Source organism: Microbacterium trichothecenolyticum (assembly GCF_030818955.1).
In the GTDB taxonomy this organism is placed as follows: domain Bacteria; phylum Actinomycetota; class Actinomycetes; order Actinomycetales; family Microbacteriaceae; genus Microbacterium; species Microbacterium trichothecenolyticum_B.
In genome coordinates, this window is the sequence record NZ_JAUTBF010000001.1 from 991,140 (window position 1) to 1,006,580 (window position 15,441).

15 protein-coding genes are annotated in these 15,441 nt (G+C 69.5%); 7 read left to right on the forward strand and 8 right to left on the reverse strand.

Annotated features, from left to right (window positions below; translation table 11 throughout):
- Nucleotides 1–30 precede the first annotated feature (30 nt).
- Entirely contained in the window at nucleotides 31–1,164 is a 1,134-nt protein-coding gene (gene menC, locus QE412_RS04765) for an o-succinylbenzoate synthase (RefSeq protein WP_307480783.1), read from the forward strand.
- Nucleotides 1,165–1,176: 12 nt separating this feature from the next.
- Here menC and QE412_RS04770 read toward each other — a convergent pair whose 3' ends face one another.
- On the reverse strand, nucleotides 1,177–2,775 hold the full coding sequence (locus tag QE412_RS04770) for an ABC-F family ATP-binding cassette domain-containing protein (RefSeq protein ID WP_307480785.1): 1,599 nt from the start codon (nucleotides 2,773–2,775) through the stop codon (nucleotides 1,177–1,179).
- Nucleotides 2,776–2,999: 224 nt separating this feature from the next.
- On the opposite strand from QE412_RS04770, the gene QE412_RS04775 reads away from it, so the two are divergent.
- Genes QE412_RS04775 through QE412_RS04790 form a run of 4 tightly spaced genes read left to right on the forward strand, consistent with a single transcriptional unit; the run spans nucleotide 3,000 to nucleotide 6,997 of the window.
- Nucleotides 3,000–4,037, forward strand: coding sequence for an iron-siderophore ABC transporter substrate-binding protein (locus QE412_RS04775; RefSeq protein WP_307480788.1), 1,038 nt, complete (start codon nucleotides 3,000–3,002; stop codon nucleotides 4,035–4,037).
- Between the two features lie 25 nt (nucleotides 4,038–4,062).
- Nucleotides 4,063–5,112, forward strand: coding sequence for a FecCD family ABC transporter permease (locus QE412_RS04780; protein ID WP_307480791.1), 1,050 nt, complete (start codon nucleotides 4,063–4,065; stop codon nucleotides 5,110–5,112).
- Entirely contained in the window at nucleotides 5,109–6,167 is a 1,059-nt protein-coding gene (locus QE412_RS04785; RefSeq protein WP_307480794.1) for a FecCD family ABC transporter permease, read from the forward strand. The genes QE412_RS04780 and QE412_RS04785 overlap by 4 nt, the downstream gene beginning before the upstream one ends.
- Nucleotides 6,164–6,997, forward strand: coding sequence for an ABC transporter ATP-binding protein (locus QE412_RS04790; RefSeq protein ID WP_307480797.1), 834 nt, complete (start codon nucleotides 6,164–6,166; stop codon nucleotides 6,995–6,997). The genes QE412_RS04785 and QE412_RS04790 overlap by 4 nt, the downstream gene beginning before the upstream one ends.
- A gap of 46 nt (nucleotides 6,998–7,043) precedes the next feature.
- Here the strand turns inward: QE412_RS04790 and QE412_RS04795 are convergent, their stop codons facing one another.
- The 7 genes from QE412_RS04795 to sufB all read right to left on the reverse strand — a co-directional run bounded on the left by QE412_RS04795 (nucleotide 7,044) and on the right by sufB (nucleotide 13,488).
- Nucleotides 7,044–7,976: a siderophore-interacting protein gene (locus QE412_RS04795; RefSeq protein ID WP_307480800.1), complete on the reverse strand. Its 933-nt coding sequence runs from the start codon at nucleotides 7,974–7,976 to the stop codon at nucleotides 7,044–7,046.
- Nucleotides 7,977–8,075: 99 nt separating this feature from the next.
- On the reverse strand, nucleotides 8,076–9,239 hold the full coding sequence (locus QE412_RS04800) for a MalY/PatB family protein (protein WP_307480804.1): 1,164 nt from the start codon (nucleotides 9,237–9,239) through the stop codon (nucleotides 8,076–8,078).
- A 159-nt stretch (nucleotides 9,240–9,398) separates the two neighbouring features.
- A complete protein-coding gene (locus tag QE412_RS04805) occupies nucleotides 9,399–9,728 on the reverse strand; it encodes a metal-sulfur cluster assembly factor (protein WP_013586729.1) in 330 nt (109 codons plus the stop codon).
- A 9-nt stretch (nucleotides 9,729–9,737) separates the two neighbouring features.
- The gene (sufC, locus tag QE412_RS04810; protein WP_307480807.1) at nucleotides 9,738–10,508 is read right to left on the reverse strand and encodes a Fe-S cluster assembly ATPase SufC; all 771 of its coding nucleotides are present in this window, start codon (nucleotides 10,506–10,508) and stop codon (nucleotides 9,738–9,740) included.
- A 41-nt stretch (nucleotides 10,509–10,549) separates the two neighbouring features.
- Entirely contained in the window at nucleotides 10,550–10,879 is a 330-nt protein-coding gene (locus tag QE412_RS04815; protein WP_307480809.1) for a non-heme iron oxygenase ferredoxin subunit, read from the reverse strand.
- On the reverse strand, nucleotides 10,876–12,069 hold the full coding sequence (gene sufD / locus QE412_RS04820; protein ID WP_307480811.1) for a Fe-S cluster assembly protein SufD: 1,194 nt from the start codon (nucleotides 12,067–12,069) through the stop codon (nucleotides 10,876–10,878). Before sufD ends, QE412_RS04815 begins: the two co-directional genes overlap by 4 nt.
- Nucleotides 12,070–13,488 (reverse strand): Fe-S cluster assembly protein SufB, encoded by a 1,419-nt coding sequence (gene sufB / locus QE412_RS04825; protein ID WP_058233263.1) that lies wholly within the window; start codon nucleotides 13,486–13,488, stop codon nucleotides 12,070–12,072.
- Between the two features lie 248 nt (nucleotides 13,489–13,736).
- On the opposite strand from sufB, the gene QE412_RS04830 reads away from it, so the two are divergent.
- On the forward strand, nucleotides 13,737–14,726 hold the full coding sequence (locus QE412_RS04830; protein WP_307480814.1) for a COX15/CtaA family protein: 990 nt from the start codon (nucleotides 13,737–13,739) through the stop codon (nucleotides 14,724–14,726).
- A gap of 187 nt (nucleotides 14,727–14,913) precedes the next feature.
- On the forward strand, nucleotides 14,914–15,396 hold the full coding sequence (locus tag QE412_RS04835) for a dinucleotide-utilizing enzyme (protein WP_307480817.1): 483 nt from the start codon (nucleotides 14,914–14,916) through the stop codon (nucleotides 15,394–15,396).
- The last annotated feature ends 45 nt before the right edge of the window (nucleotides 15,397–15,441 follow it).

Below are 15,441 nucleotides of genomic sequence, written 5' to 3' on the forward strand. Positions count from 1 at the left end.
CCCCATCGACCACCTCCCGAGGACAACTCCATGCACCTTCTCTCTCTCGACCTGCTCACCCTGCGCCTGCCGCTGGTGAGTCCCTTCCGCACGTCCTTCGGCGTGCAGACCGAACGCACTCCCCTGCTCGTCCGCGTCGAAGCCGCTGTCGGCGACCGCACCGTCGTCGGGTGGGGCGAATGCGTTGCGCTGCCCCGACCGGTCTACTCGTCCGAGTTCCTCGAGGGCGCCCGCCATGTCATCGCCACGGAACTCGCCCCGGCCATCGTGACCGCGCAGACCGAAGGGCACGAGGTCACCGCCGAGAACGTCGCGGGGCTCTTCGAGCACGTCCGCGGCAACCGCATGGCCAAGGCCGCGGTCGAGATGGCGGTGATCGACGCCCAGCTCCGCGCGAGCGGCCGCTCGTTCGCGTCATGGCTGGGAGTGGATGCCGTGCGCGTGCCGTCGGGGGTGAGTGTCGGCATCCACGAGTCGATCCCCGCGCTGCTCGACGCGGTCGGCGGGTACCTCGACCAGGGGTATCGCCGCGTGAAGCTGAAGATCGAGCCGGGGTGGGACGTCGAGCCCGTCCGCGCCGTCCGCGAACGCTTCGGCGACATTCCGCTCCAGGTCGACGCCAACACCGCCTACCGATTGGGCGACGCCGCGCATCTGCGCCGGCTCGACCCCTTCGAGCTGCTCCTCATCGAGCAGCCGCTCGGCGATGAGGATCTGCGCCAGCACGCCGTGCTGGCCCGCGAACTGCGCACCCCTGTGTGCCTGGACGAGTCGATCGTGTCGGCCGAGTCGGCGGCGGATGCCATCGCGCTCGGCGCCACCTCGGTCGTCAACGTCAAACCCGGCCGCGTCGGCGGTTACGTCGAGGCACGCCGCGTGCACGATGTGGCCCGTGCGCACGGGATTCCCGTCTGGTGCGGCGGCATGCTCGAGACGGGCATCGGGAGAGCGGCCAACGCCGCCCTGGCGGGCCTGCCCGGCTTCACGCTCACGGGCGACATCTCGGCATCCGACCGCTTCTACCGCGAAGACATCACCGAGCCGATCACTCTCGACGAGGACGGGTACATCGCGATCCCGACCGCTCCCGGCTTCGGCGTGGAGCCCGACGAGGATCGCATTCGAGCCTTCACCGAACACCGGAAGCGGGTGGCGTTGGGCTGAGGTCGCCGGCCCCTACGCCAGGGTGATCAGGTCCGCGTAGTCGCGGCCCCAGATGTCTTCCACGCCGTCGGGGAGGATGAGCACACGCTCGGGGTTCAGCGCCTCGACGGCGCCCTCGTCGTGCGAGACGAGCACGACGGCGCCCTCGTAGTGCGCGAGCGCGCCGAGGATCTCCTCGCGGGAGGCGGGGTCGAGGTTGTTCGTCGGCTCGTCGAGCAGCAGCATGTTGGCCGACGACACCACGAGCGTCGCGAGCGACAGACGCGTCTTCTCGCCGCCCGAGAGCACACCCGCGGGCTTGAGCACGTCGTCCCCGACGAAGAGGAACGACCCCAGCACCTTGCGCGCCTCGGTCGCCGTGATGTGCGGCGCCGACGACATCATGTTCTCCAGCACCGAGCGGTTGACGTCGAGGTTCTCGTGCTCCTGCGCGTAGTAGCCGATCTTCAGGCCGTGACCGGGCTCGAGCTGCCCGGTGTCGGGCTTGTCGACGCCGGCGAGGATGCGCAGCAGCGTCGTCTTGCCCGCACCGTTCAGGCCCAGGATGACGACGCGCGAGCCGCGGTCGATCGCGAGGTCGACGTCGGTGAAGATCTCCAGCGACCCGTACGACTTCGACAGACCGGATGCCATGAGCGGGGTCTTGCCGCACGGTGCGGGCTTGGGGAAGCGGAGCTTGGCGACCCGCTCGTCCTGACGCACGTCGTCCAGGCCCGACAGCATCTTCTCGGCGCGGGCGACCATCTGGTGCGCGGCGGCGGCCTTCGACGCCTTCGCGCCGAAGCGCGCGGCCTGCAGTTGCAGGGCCGTGGCCTTCTTCTCGACGTTGACGCGCTCCTTCTTGCGGCGCTCCTCGTCGGCCACGCGCTGGCGCAGGTAGTTCTTCCAGTTCATGTTGTAGACGTCGATGACCTGGCGGTTGGCATCCAGGTAGAAGACGCGGTTGACCGTCTCGCCGACGAGCTCCACGTCGTGCGAGATCACGATGAGCCCGCCCTTGTACCCCTTGAGGAACTCGCGCAGCCATACGACACTGTCGGCGTCGAGGTGGTTGGTCGGCTCGTCGAGGATCATCGTCTGCGCGTCCGAGAACAGGATGCGCGCGAGCTCGATGCGCCGGCGCTGACCGCCCGAGAGGGTCTTCAGCGGCTGGTCGAGGATACGGTCGGGCAGCGACAGGTTGTGGGCGATGGATGCCGCCTCGGCCTCCGCCGCATAGCCGCCCGCCGCCTCGAAGCGCTCGGTGAGATTGCCGTACTTCTTCATCGCCTTCGCGGCGACCGCCGGGTCGTCGTCCGCCATGGCCATCGACGCCTCGTGCATGCCGAGAGCGAGCGAACCGAGACCGCGGGCGTCGAGGATGCGCGTACGCGCGAGCATCTCGGGGTCCCCCGAGCGGGGGTCCTGCGGCAGGTAGCCGAGCTCGCCCGAGCGGTCGACGCCGCCGTTCGCGGGCAGCAGGTCGCCGGCGAGCACCTTGGTCAGCGTGGTCTTGCCCGCACCGTTTCGCCCGACGAGGCCGATCTTGTCGCCGTCGGAGACGCGAAACGACACGTCGGACATGAGCACGCGGGCACCCACGCGGATCTCGAGGTCGTGCACGGCGAGCACAGCGAACGTCCGTTCAGTCGGGGATGGAGAGCGGCCGACATGGCCAGCCACCCAGTATAAGAGGCGCCCCTGCATGCCCGCCGACAGCGAGGGCGCGAACACCCGGGATGCCGTTACCTCGACGCCGAGACGATCACCCGGGTTCTCGGGGTCCCTGTTTGCGCTCTCACCCGAGTGCTGACCTAAACTAAGCCAATCCTTACCTAACACGCAGGAGGCTCTTCGTGTCCCGATTCCGCGCTCTGGCGGCCCTCGCCGTCGGTTCCGCCCTTGTCCTCACCGGCTGCGCCGGCAGCTCGACCACCGAATCCGGCGCGTCGGAGGGATCCACCGGGGCCGACGGCGCTTTCCCCGTGACCCTGACAAACGTCTTCGGCGAGACGACCATCTCCGCCAAACCTGAGCGCGTCGTCACGGTCGACTGGGGCAACCAAGACGTCGCTCTCGCACTCGGCGTCGTCCCGGTCGCCATGCCCAAGGTGATCTACGGCGACGAAGACGGCGACGGCCTGCTCCCCTGGACGAAGGACAAGCTCGCCGAGCTCGGCGCCGAGACCCCCGTGCTCATGGACGAGAGCAACGGCTACGACTACGAGGCGATCGCCGACGCGCAGCCCGATGTCATCCTCGCCGCGTACTCCGGCATGACGCAGGAGCAGTACGACACGCTCAGCAAGATCGCGCCGGTCGTGACGTTCCAGAACGTCGCCTGGGGCACCACCTGGCAGGACATGACCGTCCTCGACGGCACCGCGCTCGGCCTCAAGGACGAGGCAGAGGCGCTCGTCGCCGACAAGGAGAAGCACATCACGGACGAGGCGGCGAAGTACCCCGCCATCGCCGGCAAGAAGTCGCTCCTCACCTACTACGACCCGACCAACCTGTCGACGCTCGGCTTCTACAACACGCTCGACCCGCGCATGGGCTACCTCGAGGAGCTCGGGCTCGCCCCGTCGTCCTACGTCGCCTCGCAGTCGGCCGCGTCGGACACCTTCTGGTTCACCCCCTCCACCGAGCAGATCGAGAACTTCACCGACGTCCAGGTGATGGTGGCCTACGGCGCCGACGGCATGATCGCCGCGATGCAGGCCGACCCGCTCCTGTCGAAGGTCCCCGCCGTGGCGAACGGCGCGATCGCCGTGATCGAGAGCGGATCGACGCTGTCCTCGGCCATCACCCCGACGCCGCTGAACATCGGCACGACCTACGGCGACGAGTACATCGGCCTCGTCGGTGCCGCGGCGGAGAAGGCCGCGTCCTGATGCGGACCCCTCGCGCGTCGGCGCGATGAGCACCCTCGCTCCAGCCCCCACCGCCCCCGGCGACGCCCGCCCGCGTCGCTGGGGGCGGCGCCGCGCCGTCGGTGTCACGGCGCTCGTCGTCGTCCTCGTCGTCGCCGCGATCCTGTCGGTCACGTTCGGGGCCCGCGATGTCACGCCGGCCGACGTCTGGGCCGGGCTCACCGGTTCCACCGACACCGCCTCGGCGGCCGCGGTCGCCAAGCGCGTTCCGCGCACTCTGCTCGCCATCTTCGTCGGCGGCGCCCTCGCGGTCTCGGGCGCGGTCCTGCTGCAGGGGGCCACGCGCAACCCCCTCGCCGACCCGCAGATCCTCGGCATCAACGGCGGCGCAGGACTCGCCATCGTCGTGGGCATCGCGTTCTTCGGGCTCGGTTCGGCGACGTCCTACATCTGGGTCGGCATGATCGGCGCCGCGGCGGCTGCGGTCCTCGTCTACGCGATCGGCTCGCTCGGCCGCGGCGGCGCGACACCTCTGCGTCTCGCGCTCGCCGGCGCTGTGAGCGCCGTGGCCTTCAGCTCGCTCACCAGCGCCATCCTTCTTCCGCGCATCAACGTCATGAACGATTTCCGTTTCTGGCAGATCGGCGGTGTGGGCGGCGCGACCTTCGAAACCATCCTTCAGGTGCTGCCCTTCCTCCTCGCCGGCCTGGTGATCTGCCTCGCGTGCGCCTCGACGCTGAACACCCTCGCCCTCGGCGACGAGCTCGCCGCGGGTCTGGGCGCGCGCGTCCGCACCGCACGGCTCGTCTCCACCGGCGGCGCCGTCGTCTTGTGCGGCGCCGCCACCGCGGTCGCCGGGCCCATCGGTTTCGTCGGTCTCGTCATCCCGCACATGATCCGCCTCGTGGTCGGCGTCGACCACCGCTGGCTGCTCCCGGTCTCTGCGCTCGGCGGGGCCGCCCTGCTCACTCTCGGCGACATCGTCGGCCGCGTCGTCGCGCGCCCCGATGAGATCGAAGTCGGCATCGTCACTGCGTTGGTCGGAGCTCCGTTCTTCATCGCCCTCGTGCGCCGCCAGAGGATGAGAGCGCTATGACCGGCGTCCTGCTCTCCCCCTCGCCTGCCGCCCTGACCTCCGTCGTGGCCGGGCGACAGCGCCGACGCCGACGATGGGCGCTGATCACCGGCATCCTGGCCCTGCTCGTGATCGTCGCCTTCTCCCTCTCGCTCATGCTCGGCCAGACCGCCTACTCCCCTGGTCAGGTGTGGGGGGTCCTCACCGGCCAGCGCGTGTCCGGAGCCTCGTTCACGGTGGGAGAGCTGCGCCTTCCTCGGGCGATGACCGGACTGTTCACAGGCCTGTGCTTCGGAATGGGAGGCGTGGTCTTCCAGTCGATGCTGCGCAACGCCCTCGCAAGTCCCGACGTCATCGGCATCAACACCGGCGCGAGTGCGGCGGCCGTCATCGGCATCGTCGTCCTCGGACTCGGTGAGACGACGGTGTCGTTCCTCGCCATGGCCGCCGCCCTCGCCGCGGCCCTCGCGATATACCTTCTCGCGTACCGGAACGGCGGCTCGGGGGCCCGGCTCATCCTGGTGGGCATCGGCGTCGCCGCGATGTGCCAAGCCGTGGTGTCGTACGTCATCGCCCGCGCCGCGGAGTACGACCTCCCCGCCGCCATGCGCTGGATCACCGGCAACCTCAACGACGCGACGTGGGATCGCGCCCTCCCTGTCGTCTTCGCGGTGATCGTCCTGGGCCCGGTGCTGCTCGCTCTGGCCGGGCGGCTGGAGATCCTGCGGATGGGCGACGAGACCGCCGCCGCCGTCGGGCTGCCCGTCGAGCGCAGCCGCCTGCTGCTCATCGTCGCGGCCGTGGGGCTGCTCGCCTTCGGCACCGCCGCGGCGGGTCCCATCGCGTTCGTGTCGTTCCTGGCCGGTCCCATCGCCGTGCGCCTGCTCGGCCCCGTCGGCTCCCCCATCCTTCCCGCCGGCCTCGTCGGCGCGCTGCTCGTCCTCGTCGCGGACTTCTGCGCGCAATACGCGTTCGGCACCCGCTTGCCCGTGGGCGTCATCACCGGCGTTCTCGGAGCGCCCTATCTCGTTTACCTGCTCGTCCGCAGCAGCCGATCCGGAGGAACCGCACTATGACCGTCGAGCGCTCACTGATCGCCGAGGAATTGACCCTCGGTTACGGCGATCGCACGATCGTGGAATCCCTCGATCTGCAGATCCCGGCGGGTCGGGTGACGACCATCGTCGGGGCCAACGCCTGCGGCAAGTCCACCCTGCTCAAAGCCATGGCGCGACTGCTCTCTCCGAGCGCGGGACAGGTGCTGCTCGACGGGAAGTCGATCCACCGTCTGCCGACCAAGCAGGTCGCCCGCATCCTCGGCTTGCTGCCGCAGTCGCCGCTGGCGCCCGACGGCATCGCCGTCTCCGACCTGGTGAGCCGGGGACGCCATCCCCACCAGGGTGCGCTGTCGCGTTGGACCAGCGCCGACGACGCGGCCGTGGCGCGCGCGCTCGAGGCCACCGACACCGCCCACCTCGCCGATCGGTCCGTCGACGAGCTCAGCGGCGGGCAGCGCCAGCGCGTGTGGATCGCGATGGCGCTCGCGCAGGAGACCGACGTGCTGCTGCTGGACGAGCCCACGACATTCCTCGACATCAGCCACCAGATCGACGTGCTCGACCTGCTGACCGACCTCAACCGCGACCGCGGCACGACGGTCGCGATGGTCCTGCACGACCTCAACCTCGCCGCGCGCTATGCCGACCACCTCGTGGCCATGGCGGGCGGACGCATCATCGCTGCCGGGGATCCCGGCGAGGTCCTCACGGAGGAGACCGTGCGAGAAGTCTTCGGACTCGACAGCCGCGTCGTGCCCGACCCCCTGACGGGTCGCCCCCTGATCATCCCGATCGGCCGGCACCACACGCTCGTCGAGCCCGAGCGGGCCGAGACGCGGCTCGGTTGAGGCGGGCGCAGACGAGAGGAGCCCCGCTTCCGCGGGGCTCCTCTGCTCACGCGCTGCGCTCGGCCATCCCCGCTCGCCAATAGCCCATGAAGGCCACGCGTTTGCGGTCGACCCCGTGGCCCTGGACGAGCATCCGGCGCAGGACCTTCACGGCCGACGATTCACCGGCGATCCAGGCGTAGAACTCCCCGTCGCCGTCGTCGGGGCTGTCCCAGAGCAGTTCCTTGTCGAGGTCGATGTCTTCGACGACCTGCGGGCGCGGAGCCGCCGCCCGGACGAGGAGGTCGCTCGACGCGTTCGCCCACCCCTCGACCGCGTCGATGAGAGCCTCGCCGTGCGGACGCTCGTCGCGAGGGAGCCAGGTCGTACGGGCTGCTCCCGCGGCGACCGGGAGCATGTCGTCGACCGTCGGCACCTCGATGAACGCGTCGACGTCCATCCCCGCGGGGAGGCCTTCGAGAATCGCACAGATCGCGGGGGCGGCCGTCTCGTCACCCGCGAGCAGCAGCCGACGGGCCGTCCCGGGGTGGAAATCGATCCCCTGGGCGGACTCGGGGCTTCGCGCATCGGGCCCCACCACCAGAATGCTGTCACCAGGGGCGGCCGTCTCGGCCCAGGCCCCGGCGGGGCCCGCGTCGTGGTGCAGTACGAAGTCGATGTCGAGCTCGCGGGCAGCGGGGTCGATCCTCCGTACCGTGTACGTGCGGAAGGGGGTCCGCTGGTCGTCGGGCAGGTCGCGCCAGCGCGTGTACCACTCGCCGTTGTCGATCGCGGCGGGGTCGTCCTGTCCGATGTCGCAGAGGCGTCCGTCGCTGAGAGGCAGCACGATTTTGATGCGCTGGTCGCGGCGGTCGGTGCCGAACACGTCGAAGTCCGGTGAGGTGAACGTGAGACGCGCGAAGTGGGGCGAGAGTCGGCGCACCTCCTTCACCACGGCGACGTACGGACGGTAAGCGGGTCGTATGGCGGTGATGGTCACCCGATAAGGATATCCTTACCTATCTCCCGGATGCCAGGCGTCCGGCACCGGCGTCCTCCACGACCGAACAAACCGGCGGGCGCCCGCCCGCTCGTGCGGTCAGCTGCGCGACGCGAGCTCCCCGATCCGCTGGATCGCCTCGCGCAGCACGTCCGGCGCGCAGCCGACATTGATGCGCACGTGCCCGACCCCCTCCGTTCCGAACAGCGGCCCGTGGTGCAGCGCGACCTTCGCCTCACGCCGGATGTGCGGCGCAGGATTGTCGCCCCAGCCGTAGGCCGAGACATCCACCCAGGCCAGGAAGCCGGCGTCGGGTACGCGGTACCGCGCGCGCGGCAGGTGCTCGGCGAGCAGGTCGGCGAGAAGGCGTCGGTTGTCATCGAGCGCGACGAGCAGGCTGTCGAGCCAGGCGTCGCTCTCGGCGGCGAACGCCGCACGGTTGGCGATCACGCCGAACAGTCCCGCGCGCCACTCCACCTCCCACGGAAGCGCCTGCACCACGGCAGCCGTCTCGTCCGCCCCGGTCACGATCACCGCGCACTTCAGACCCGCGAGGTTGTAGGTCTTGCTCGCGCTCGTCACGGCGAAGCCGACCGCGGCGGCCTCGGCTCCGGCATCCAGGAAGGGCGTGAAGACCGAGGGCGCGTGGGTGAGCGGTGCGTGGATCTCGTCGCTGACGACCGTCGCGCCGTACCGGTGCGCGAGCCGTGCGAGCGATGTGAGGGACTCCCGCGTGTGCACGGTTCCCGTCGGGTTGTGCGGGTTGCACAGCAGCACGGAGCGCGCGCCGGCCGCGAGTGCCCGCTCGATGCCGGCCAGATCGAGTGACCAGCGCTGTCCGTCGTCGACGAGAGGCACGCGCTCCACGACCGCGCCGGCCTCTTCCACGGTGTCGTAGAACGGCGGGTAGACCGGCGGTGTGACGATCACGCGGTCGCCCGGCGAGGTCACGGCGCGCAGCACCTCGACGACGCCCATCATGACGTCGCCCGTCCAGCGGATCCGCGTCGGGTCAGGGCGCCACCCCCACCGGCGTTCGGCGTAGGCGGCGAAGTCGGTGTCGATCCCCGGCCGCGGCGGCGTGTATCCGGTGTCGCCGATCTCGACGGCGCGCATGAGCGCCGAGGTGATCGCGGGCGCCAGCGCGAAGTCGGTCTCGGCGACGAACATCGGGATGACATCGTCGTCGTACGAGCGCCACTTGGTGCTGCTGCGTTGGCGGAGGATCTCGAGCGGCAGGGCCTGGAGAGGAAGAACGCTCATCCCGGAAGCCTAACGACGGCGCCGGATGCCGATGACGCAGCGCGTCAGAGAGGGAAACACGAACGCCCACCCCGGCGAGGGTGGGCGTTCGACGGAAGAGCTTCTGGATCGCGATACCGAGAGCACCGAGCCACCGGGTACGAGACGGAGAACCCGCTCTCAGATCGCGAAGCCGAGGGCGCGCATCATGTCGCGGCCGTCGTCGGTGATCCGCTCGGGGCCCCACGGCGGCATCCACACCCAGTTGATCCGGAAGCGGTCCACCACGTTGTCGAGGGCCTGAGCGGTCTGCTCCTCGAGCACGTCGGTCAGCGGGCAGCCGGCCGACGTCAGGGTCATGTGGATGACGAGCGCGTCGTTCTCGTCATCCCACGCGAGGTCGTAGATGAGCCCCAGATCGACGACGTTGATCCCCAGCTCGGGGTCCATGACGTCTTTCAGGGCCTCGGTGACCTCGTCGTACTTCTCGGGCGCGAGGGTTGCGGTCATGTAACGATCTTACGCGTCGATCGGGGTACCGGCCTCGAGGAAACGGTCGTAACCCTCTTCCTCGAGACGATCGGCGAGCTCGGGGCCGCCCTCTTCGACGATCCGGCCCTTCACGACCACGTGCACGAAGTCGGGGCGGATGTACCGCAGGATGCGGGTGTAGTGCGTGATCAGCAGCACGCCGAGGTCGGTCTGCTCCTTGGCGCGGTTCACGCCCTCGGACACGATCTTCAGCGCGTCGACGTCGAGGCCCGAGTCGGTCTCGTCGAGCACCGCGATCTTGGGCTTGAGCAGCTCGAGCTGGAGGATCTCGTGGCGCTTCTTCTCGCCGCCCGAGAAGCCCTCGTTGACGTTGCGGGCCGCGAACTTCGGGTCCATGCGGAGGTTCTCCATGGCGCCCTTGACGTCCTTGGTCCAGGCGCGGATGGCCGGAGCCTCGCCGTCGATGGCCGTCTTGGCGGTGCGCAGGAAGTTGGTGACGGTGACGCCGGGGATCTCGACCGGGTACTGCATGGCGAGGAAGAGGCCCGCACGGGCACGCTCGTCGACGCTCATCTCGAGAACGTCCTCACCGTCGAGGGTGATGGAGCCGCTCGTGACGGTGTACTTGGGGTGGCCGGCGATCGTGTACGCCAGGGTCGACTTGCCGGAGCCGTTGGGCCCCATGATCGCGTGGGTCTCACCGGTGCGCATGGTCAGCGTCACACCGTTGAGGATCGGGGTCGTACCGTTCTCCGTCTCGACCGTCACGTGGAGGTCGCGGATCTCGAGGACAGACATGGTGTTCCTTACTCGGTTGTCTTGGGGGTCGTGGGCGAGGCTCAGGCCGTCGCCTTGGTGACGGAAGGATCGATGAGCACGTCGTCTCCGTCGATCACGACCTCGTACACGGGGACCGGCTCGAAGGCCGGCAGGTTCAGGGGGCGTCCGGTCCTGAGCGAGAAGGCCGAGCCGTGTGCCCAGCACTCCAGCGTCTCGCCCTCGACGAAACCGTCCGACAGCGAGATGTCGCCGTGGGTGCAGACGTCGCCGATCGCGTGGACCTCACCGTTGCCGTCGAGGACGACGGCGATCGCGACGCCGTCGATCTCGACGCGGTGCGCTTCGTCTTGCGTCAGGTCGCTCAGGCCGCAGGCGCGCGTGGCGCTCACGCCGCAGCTCCCTCGGCCAGCTCGCGCTCGATCGCCGCAATGAGCTCGGACTCGAGCTCCGGGATGCCGATGCGCTGGACGATCTCGCTGAGGAAGCCGAGCACGACCAGGCGTCGTGCCTCGTCCTCGGCGATGCCGCGGGCCTGCAGGTAGAACAGCTGCTCGTCGTCGAAGCGACCGGTGGCGCTGGCGTGGCCGGCGCCCTGGATGTCGCCCGTCTCGATCTCGAGGTTGGGGATCGAATCGGCGCGGGCGCCGTCGGTGAGCACGAGGTTGCGGTTGGCCTCATACGAGTCGGTGCCCGTGGCATCCGGTCCGATGAGCACGTCGCCGATCCACACGCTGCGGGCGCTCTCGCCCTGCAGGGCGCCCTTGTAGAGCACGTCGCCGACGGTGTGCGGACCCTTGTGGTGCAGGTACACCTGCGACTCGAGGTGCTGCCCCGCATCGGAGAACGACAGGCCGTACAGACGCCCCTCGCTGCCGGCGCCCGAGAGCTCGACCGACGGGTTCACGCGCACGACGCCGCCACCGAAGCTCACCACGACGTGGGTGAGCTTGGCGTCGCGGTCGACGCGCGCCTGGTGCGACGACGCGTGGATCGCGTCGTCGGCCCAGTTCTGCACGGACACGACCGTGAGGTCGGCGCCGTCGCGCACGAGGATCTCGACGTTCTGGGCGTGCTGCGCCGTGCCCTCGTGCCGGAGCACGACGGTGCCGCGCGAGTGCGGCTGCGCCTCGATCACGACGTGGGCGTGCGCGAGGCCGCCCGTGCCGGTCAGCCGCACGACGATGGGCTCGTCGAGCTCGACGTTCGCGGGAATGCGCAGCAGCGGCGCCTCGGCCTCGTGCGTCCACGCGAGGGCAGCGGTCAGGTCTTCCGGTCGGAAGTGCTCGCCGCGCGGGGCGTCGCCCGCCGCGAGACGGAGCTGCTCGACCTCCGCCGGCGCCTGGACGTCGACCTGGATGACGCCCGAAGGGCCGGCCTCGTCGGCGAACAGCGGTGCGATCCGGTCGACCGGGGTGAGCTTCCAGTTCACCTCACGGCCGGTCGGAACGCCGAAGTCCGCAGGATCGAACGACGTGGGCCGCTCCGAGCGCGTCTGCACCGGAACGACGGATGCCACGAGCGCGGCAGGGTCGATGTGACCCTCCGCAGCGGCTGCGGGGGTCTGCGTCGCGGTCGTCACTTAACCAACACTGCCTTCCATGCCCATCTCGATGAGCTTGTTCAACTCGAGCGCGTACTCCATGGGCAGCTCCCGCGCGATGGGCTCGATGAACCCGCGCACGATCATGGCCATGGCCTCGTCTTCGGGGAGACCGCGCGACTGCAGGTAGAACAGCTGCTCCTCGCTGACCTTCGACACCGTCGCCTCGTGACCGAGCTGCACGTCGTCGACACGGATGTCGATCGCGGGGTACGTGTCGGAGCGCGAGATGGTGTCGACCAGCAGCGCGTCGCAGCGCACGGTGTTCGCCGAGTGGTGCGCATTGGCGTCCACCCGCACCTCACCGCGGTAGCCGGCCCGGCCGCCGCCGCGCGCGATCGACTTCGAGACGATCGACGACTGCGTGTATGGCGCCATGTGGATCATCTTGGCGCCGGCGTCCTGGTGCTGACCGGGACCGGCGAAGGCGACCGACAGGGTCTCGCCCTTGGCGTGCTCGCCCATCAGGTAGATGGAGGGGTACTTCATCGTCACCTTGGAGCCGATGTTGCCGTCGACCCATTCCATGGTCGCGCCCTCGTGGGCGACGGCACGCTTGGTGACGAGGTTGTAGACGTTGTTCGACCAGTTCTGGATCGTCGTGTAGCGAACGCGCGCGTTCTTCTTCACGATGATCTCGACCACGGCCGAGTGCAGCGAGTCGCTCTTGTAGATGGGAGCGGTGCAGCCCTCGATGTAGTGGACGTAGCTGTCTTCGTCGGCGATGATCAGGGTCCGCTCGAACTGGCCCATGTTCTCGGTGTTGATGCGGAAATACGCCTGCAGCGGGATCTCGACGTGCACGCCCTTGGGGACGTAGACGAACGATCCGCCCGACCACACCGCGGTGTTGAGGGCCGCGAACTTGTTGTCGCCGGCGGGGATGACGGTGCCGAAGTACTCCTCGAAGAACTCGGGGTGCTCGCGCAGCGCCGTGTCGGTGTCCATGAAGATGACACCCTGCTGCTCGAGGTCCTCGCGGATCTGGTGGTAGACCACCTCGGACTCGTACTGGGCGGCGACGCCGGCGACGAGGCGCTGACGCTCGGCCTCGGGGATGCCGAGCTTCTCGTAGGTGTTGCGGATCTCCTCGGGGAGGTCCTCCCAGGTCTGCGCCTGCTTCTCGGTCGAGCGCACGAAGTACTTGATGTTGTCGAAGTCGATCTCCGACAGGTCGGCGCCCCACGTGGGCATGGGCTTACGGCCGAAGAGCTGGTAGCCCTTGAGACGCGTCTTCAGCATCCACTCGGGCTCCGACTTGAGAGAGGAGATGCCGCGCACCACGTCCTCGTTGATTCCGCGCTGCGCGATCGCGCCGGCGGCGTCGGTGTCGTGCCAGCCGAATTCGTATTGCCCCAGACTTTCGAGTTCTGGGCGGTCGATGAGCACATCGGACATGGTGATCACTCTCCTTCTCGGGCCTCAACGGTGTCATCCGCCCCGACATTCCGGACTCCGGTCGAAGTCCCAGCAATGTCGCTGGTGGGCCCGCTCGAAGGCGCTGGCTGCGCGCCTAGACTGTCTCTGGTGCCGGTCGCGTAAGCGCTGCACCCGGACCCTTTGATTCTACAGGCAACACCCGCTCTCGGCACGGCAGGCCCCCTGTTCCCGCAGCCCGAACGGAAGAATGCCAGGAAGCCAGACGCATGTCCTCCGCCCCGTCCCCCGCCGCGCGCTCACCCCGGAGCGGCCTGCTCCCCCGCCTGCGCGGCCTGCTGCCCACCCGCGTGAGCAGGCGCACCCGAGTCCTCGCCTGGCTCGTCCTCGTCAGCAACGTCGTGATCGTCGGCACCGGCGGGCTCGTCCGGCTGACGGGCTCGGGCATGGGGTGCGAGACCTGGCCTTACTGCACGAGCGAGTCCCTCGTTCCGACACGAGAGCTCGGCATCCACGGTCTCATCGAATTCGGCAACCGCACCCTGACCGGTGTGCTCGTGATCATCGCGCTGCTGGCCTTCCTCGCTGTGGTGCGGACGGGCCGTCGCGATCTGCGCGCCCTGACACTCGCCAACGGCATCGGGATCATCCTGCAGGCGGTCATCGGCGGCATCGTCGTCTGGCTGCACCTGCCCCCCACGCTCGTCGGCATCCACTTCGTCATCTCCGCAGCCCTCGTCGCCAATGGCGCCGCCCTCGTGGCCCGGGCCTTCGCGCCCGCCGGCCCCCGGCGCCTCGCCGTGAGTCGCCCGTTCGCGAGCCTCGCCCACCTCACGAGCGGTTTCGTCGCCGTCACGGTGCTCGTCGGCATCCTGCTCACCGGCTCCGGCCCCCACGCCGGCGACGACCTGGCCGCCCGCAACGGTCTCGACCCCGTGCTGTGGCAGCACATCCACTCCTGGCCCGCGTACATCACCTTCGCGCTGACGCTCGTGATGATCTTCGCGTCGTGGCGCACGCCGCCCGCCCAGCGCCTGAACCTCTGGGTCGGTCTGCTGCTCGCCATCGAGGTCACGCAGATCGCGGTCGGCCTCTGGCAGGCACGCACCGGGCTGCCCATCGTGCTCGTGAACATCCACATGGTGCTCGCGGTCTCACTCGTCGCGGCGATGACCGCCGTCGTCATGCACCTCAAGACGTCCGTGCCTGCGGAGAACCCGACGCCGCTCACCGTCGCGACGGCCGGCGCGCAGCCCTGATCGCACGAGAAACCCGCCGGGAGCCCCTATACGCTCATAGGGAAATCATCGGCGACCCCTAGCCGCCGCCATGCCGCGTGCGCGAGCCTGAATCGTCCGGTGCGCCCCTGCGCCCGGATCCCCCGGTGCTCGGCCCCGGAACCGCCCCCGCGCCTGACCCGGCACGGAACGACAAGGAGTACATCACATGCAGACCCGTCCCCGCCTGGTGACCAGCATCCCGTTCTGGGTGCTCGTGGTCGCGTCGCTCGCCGCAGTGATCGGCGGACTCGTCATCGTCCTGCGCCAGGTCGACGCCATCGAAGCCCTGGTCAACGACCCCAACGCCACCGTCGTCACCGTCTACGTCGCGCAGTCCTGGGTGTCGGTCGGCGCCGCGGTGCTCGCCGCCGGCGCCATCGGCGTCGCGTCGGCCCTCGCCGTCGCCGCCGTCGTCACCACGCGCACGCGTCCCGACGTCGCCATCGAGACCATCGACTGGAGCAGCGACGACGAGACCGCTCTCGAGCCGGCTGCCGAAACGGCAGTGCCCGCAGCCGCCGCACCGGCGACCGTCGCCGCGCCCATCGCGGTCGAGGATGCCGACGTCGAGACGCCGTCGACCGCCACGGCCCCGGCACAGGCCGCCGCCGCGCAGCAGGACCGCGACGAGGACCGCTCCTCGCGCTGATCTCCCGTCAGACGAGAGCGGCCGCCCCGATCGTCGGGGCGGCCG

Coding starts and splice junctions, on each gene's coding strand:
- menC (WP_307480783.1), top strand. CDS start 31: ATGCACCTTCTCTCTCTCGACCTGCTCACCCTGCGCCTGCCGCTGGTG.
- QE412_RS04780 (WP_307480791.1), top strand. CDS start 4,063: ATGAGCACCCTCGCTCCAGCCCCCACCGCCCCCGGCGACGCCCGCCCG.
- QE412_RS04785 (WP_307480794.1), top strand. CDS start 5,109: ATGACCGGCGTCCTGCTCTCCCCCTCGCCTGCCGCCCTGACCTCCGTC.
- QE412_RS04790 (WP_307480797.1), top strand. CDS start 6,164: ATGACCGTCGAGCGCTCACTGATCGCCGAGGAATTGACCCTCGGTTAC.
- QE412_RS04800 (WP_307480804.1), bottom strand. CDS start 9,239: ATGAGCGTTCTTCCTCTCCAGGCCCTGCCGCTCGAGATCCTCCGCCAA.
- QE412_RS04805 (WP_013586729.1), bottom strand. CDS start 9,728: ATGACCGCAACCCTCGCGCCCGAGAAGTACGACGAGGTCACCGAGGCC.
- sufC (WP_307480807.1), bottom strand. CDS start 10,508: ATGTCTGTCCTCGAGATCCGCGACCTCCACGTGACGGTCGAGACGGAG.
- sufB (WP_058233263.1), bottom strand. CDS start 13,488: ATGTCCGATGTGCTCATCGACCGCCCAGAACTCGAAAGTCTGGGGCAA.
- QE412_RS04830 (WP_307480814.1), top strand. CDS start 13,737: ATGTCCTCCGCCCCGTCCCCCGCCGCGCGCTCACCCCGGAGCGGCCTG.
- QE412_RS04835 (WP_307480817.1), top strand. CDS start 14,914: ATGCAGACCCGTCCCCGCCTGGTGACCAGCATCCCGTTCTGGGTGCTC.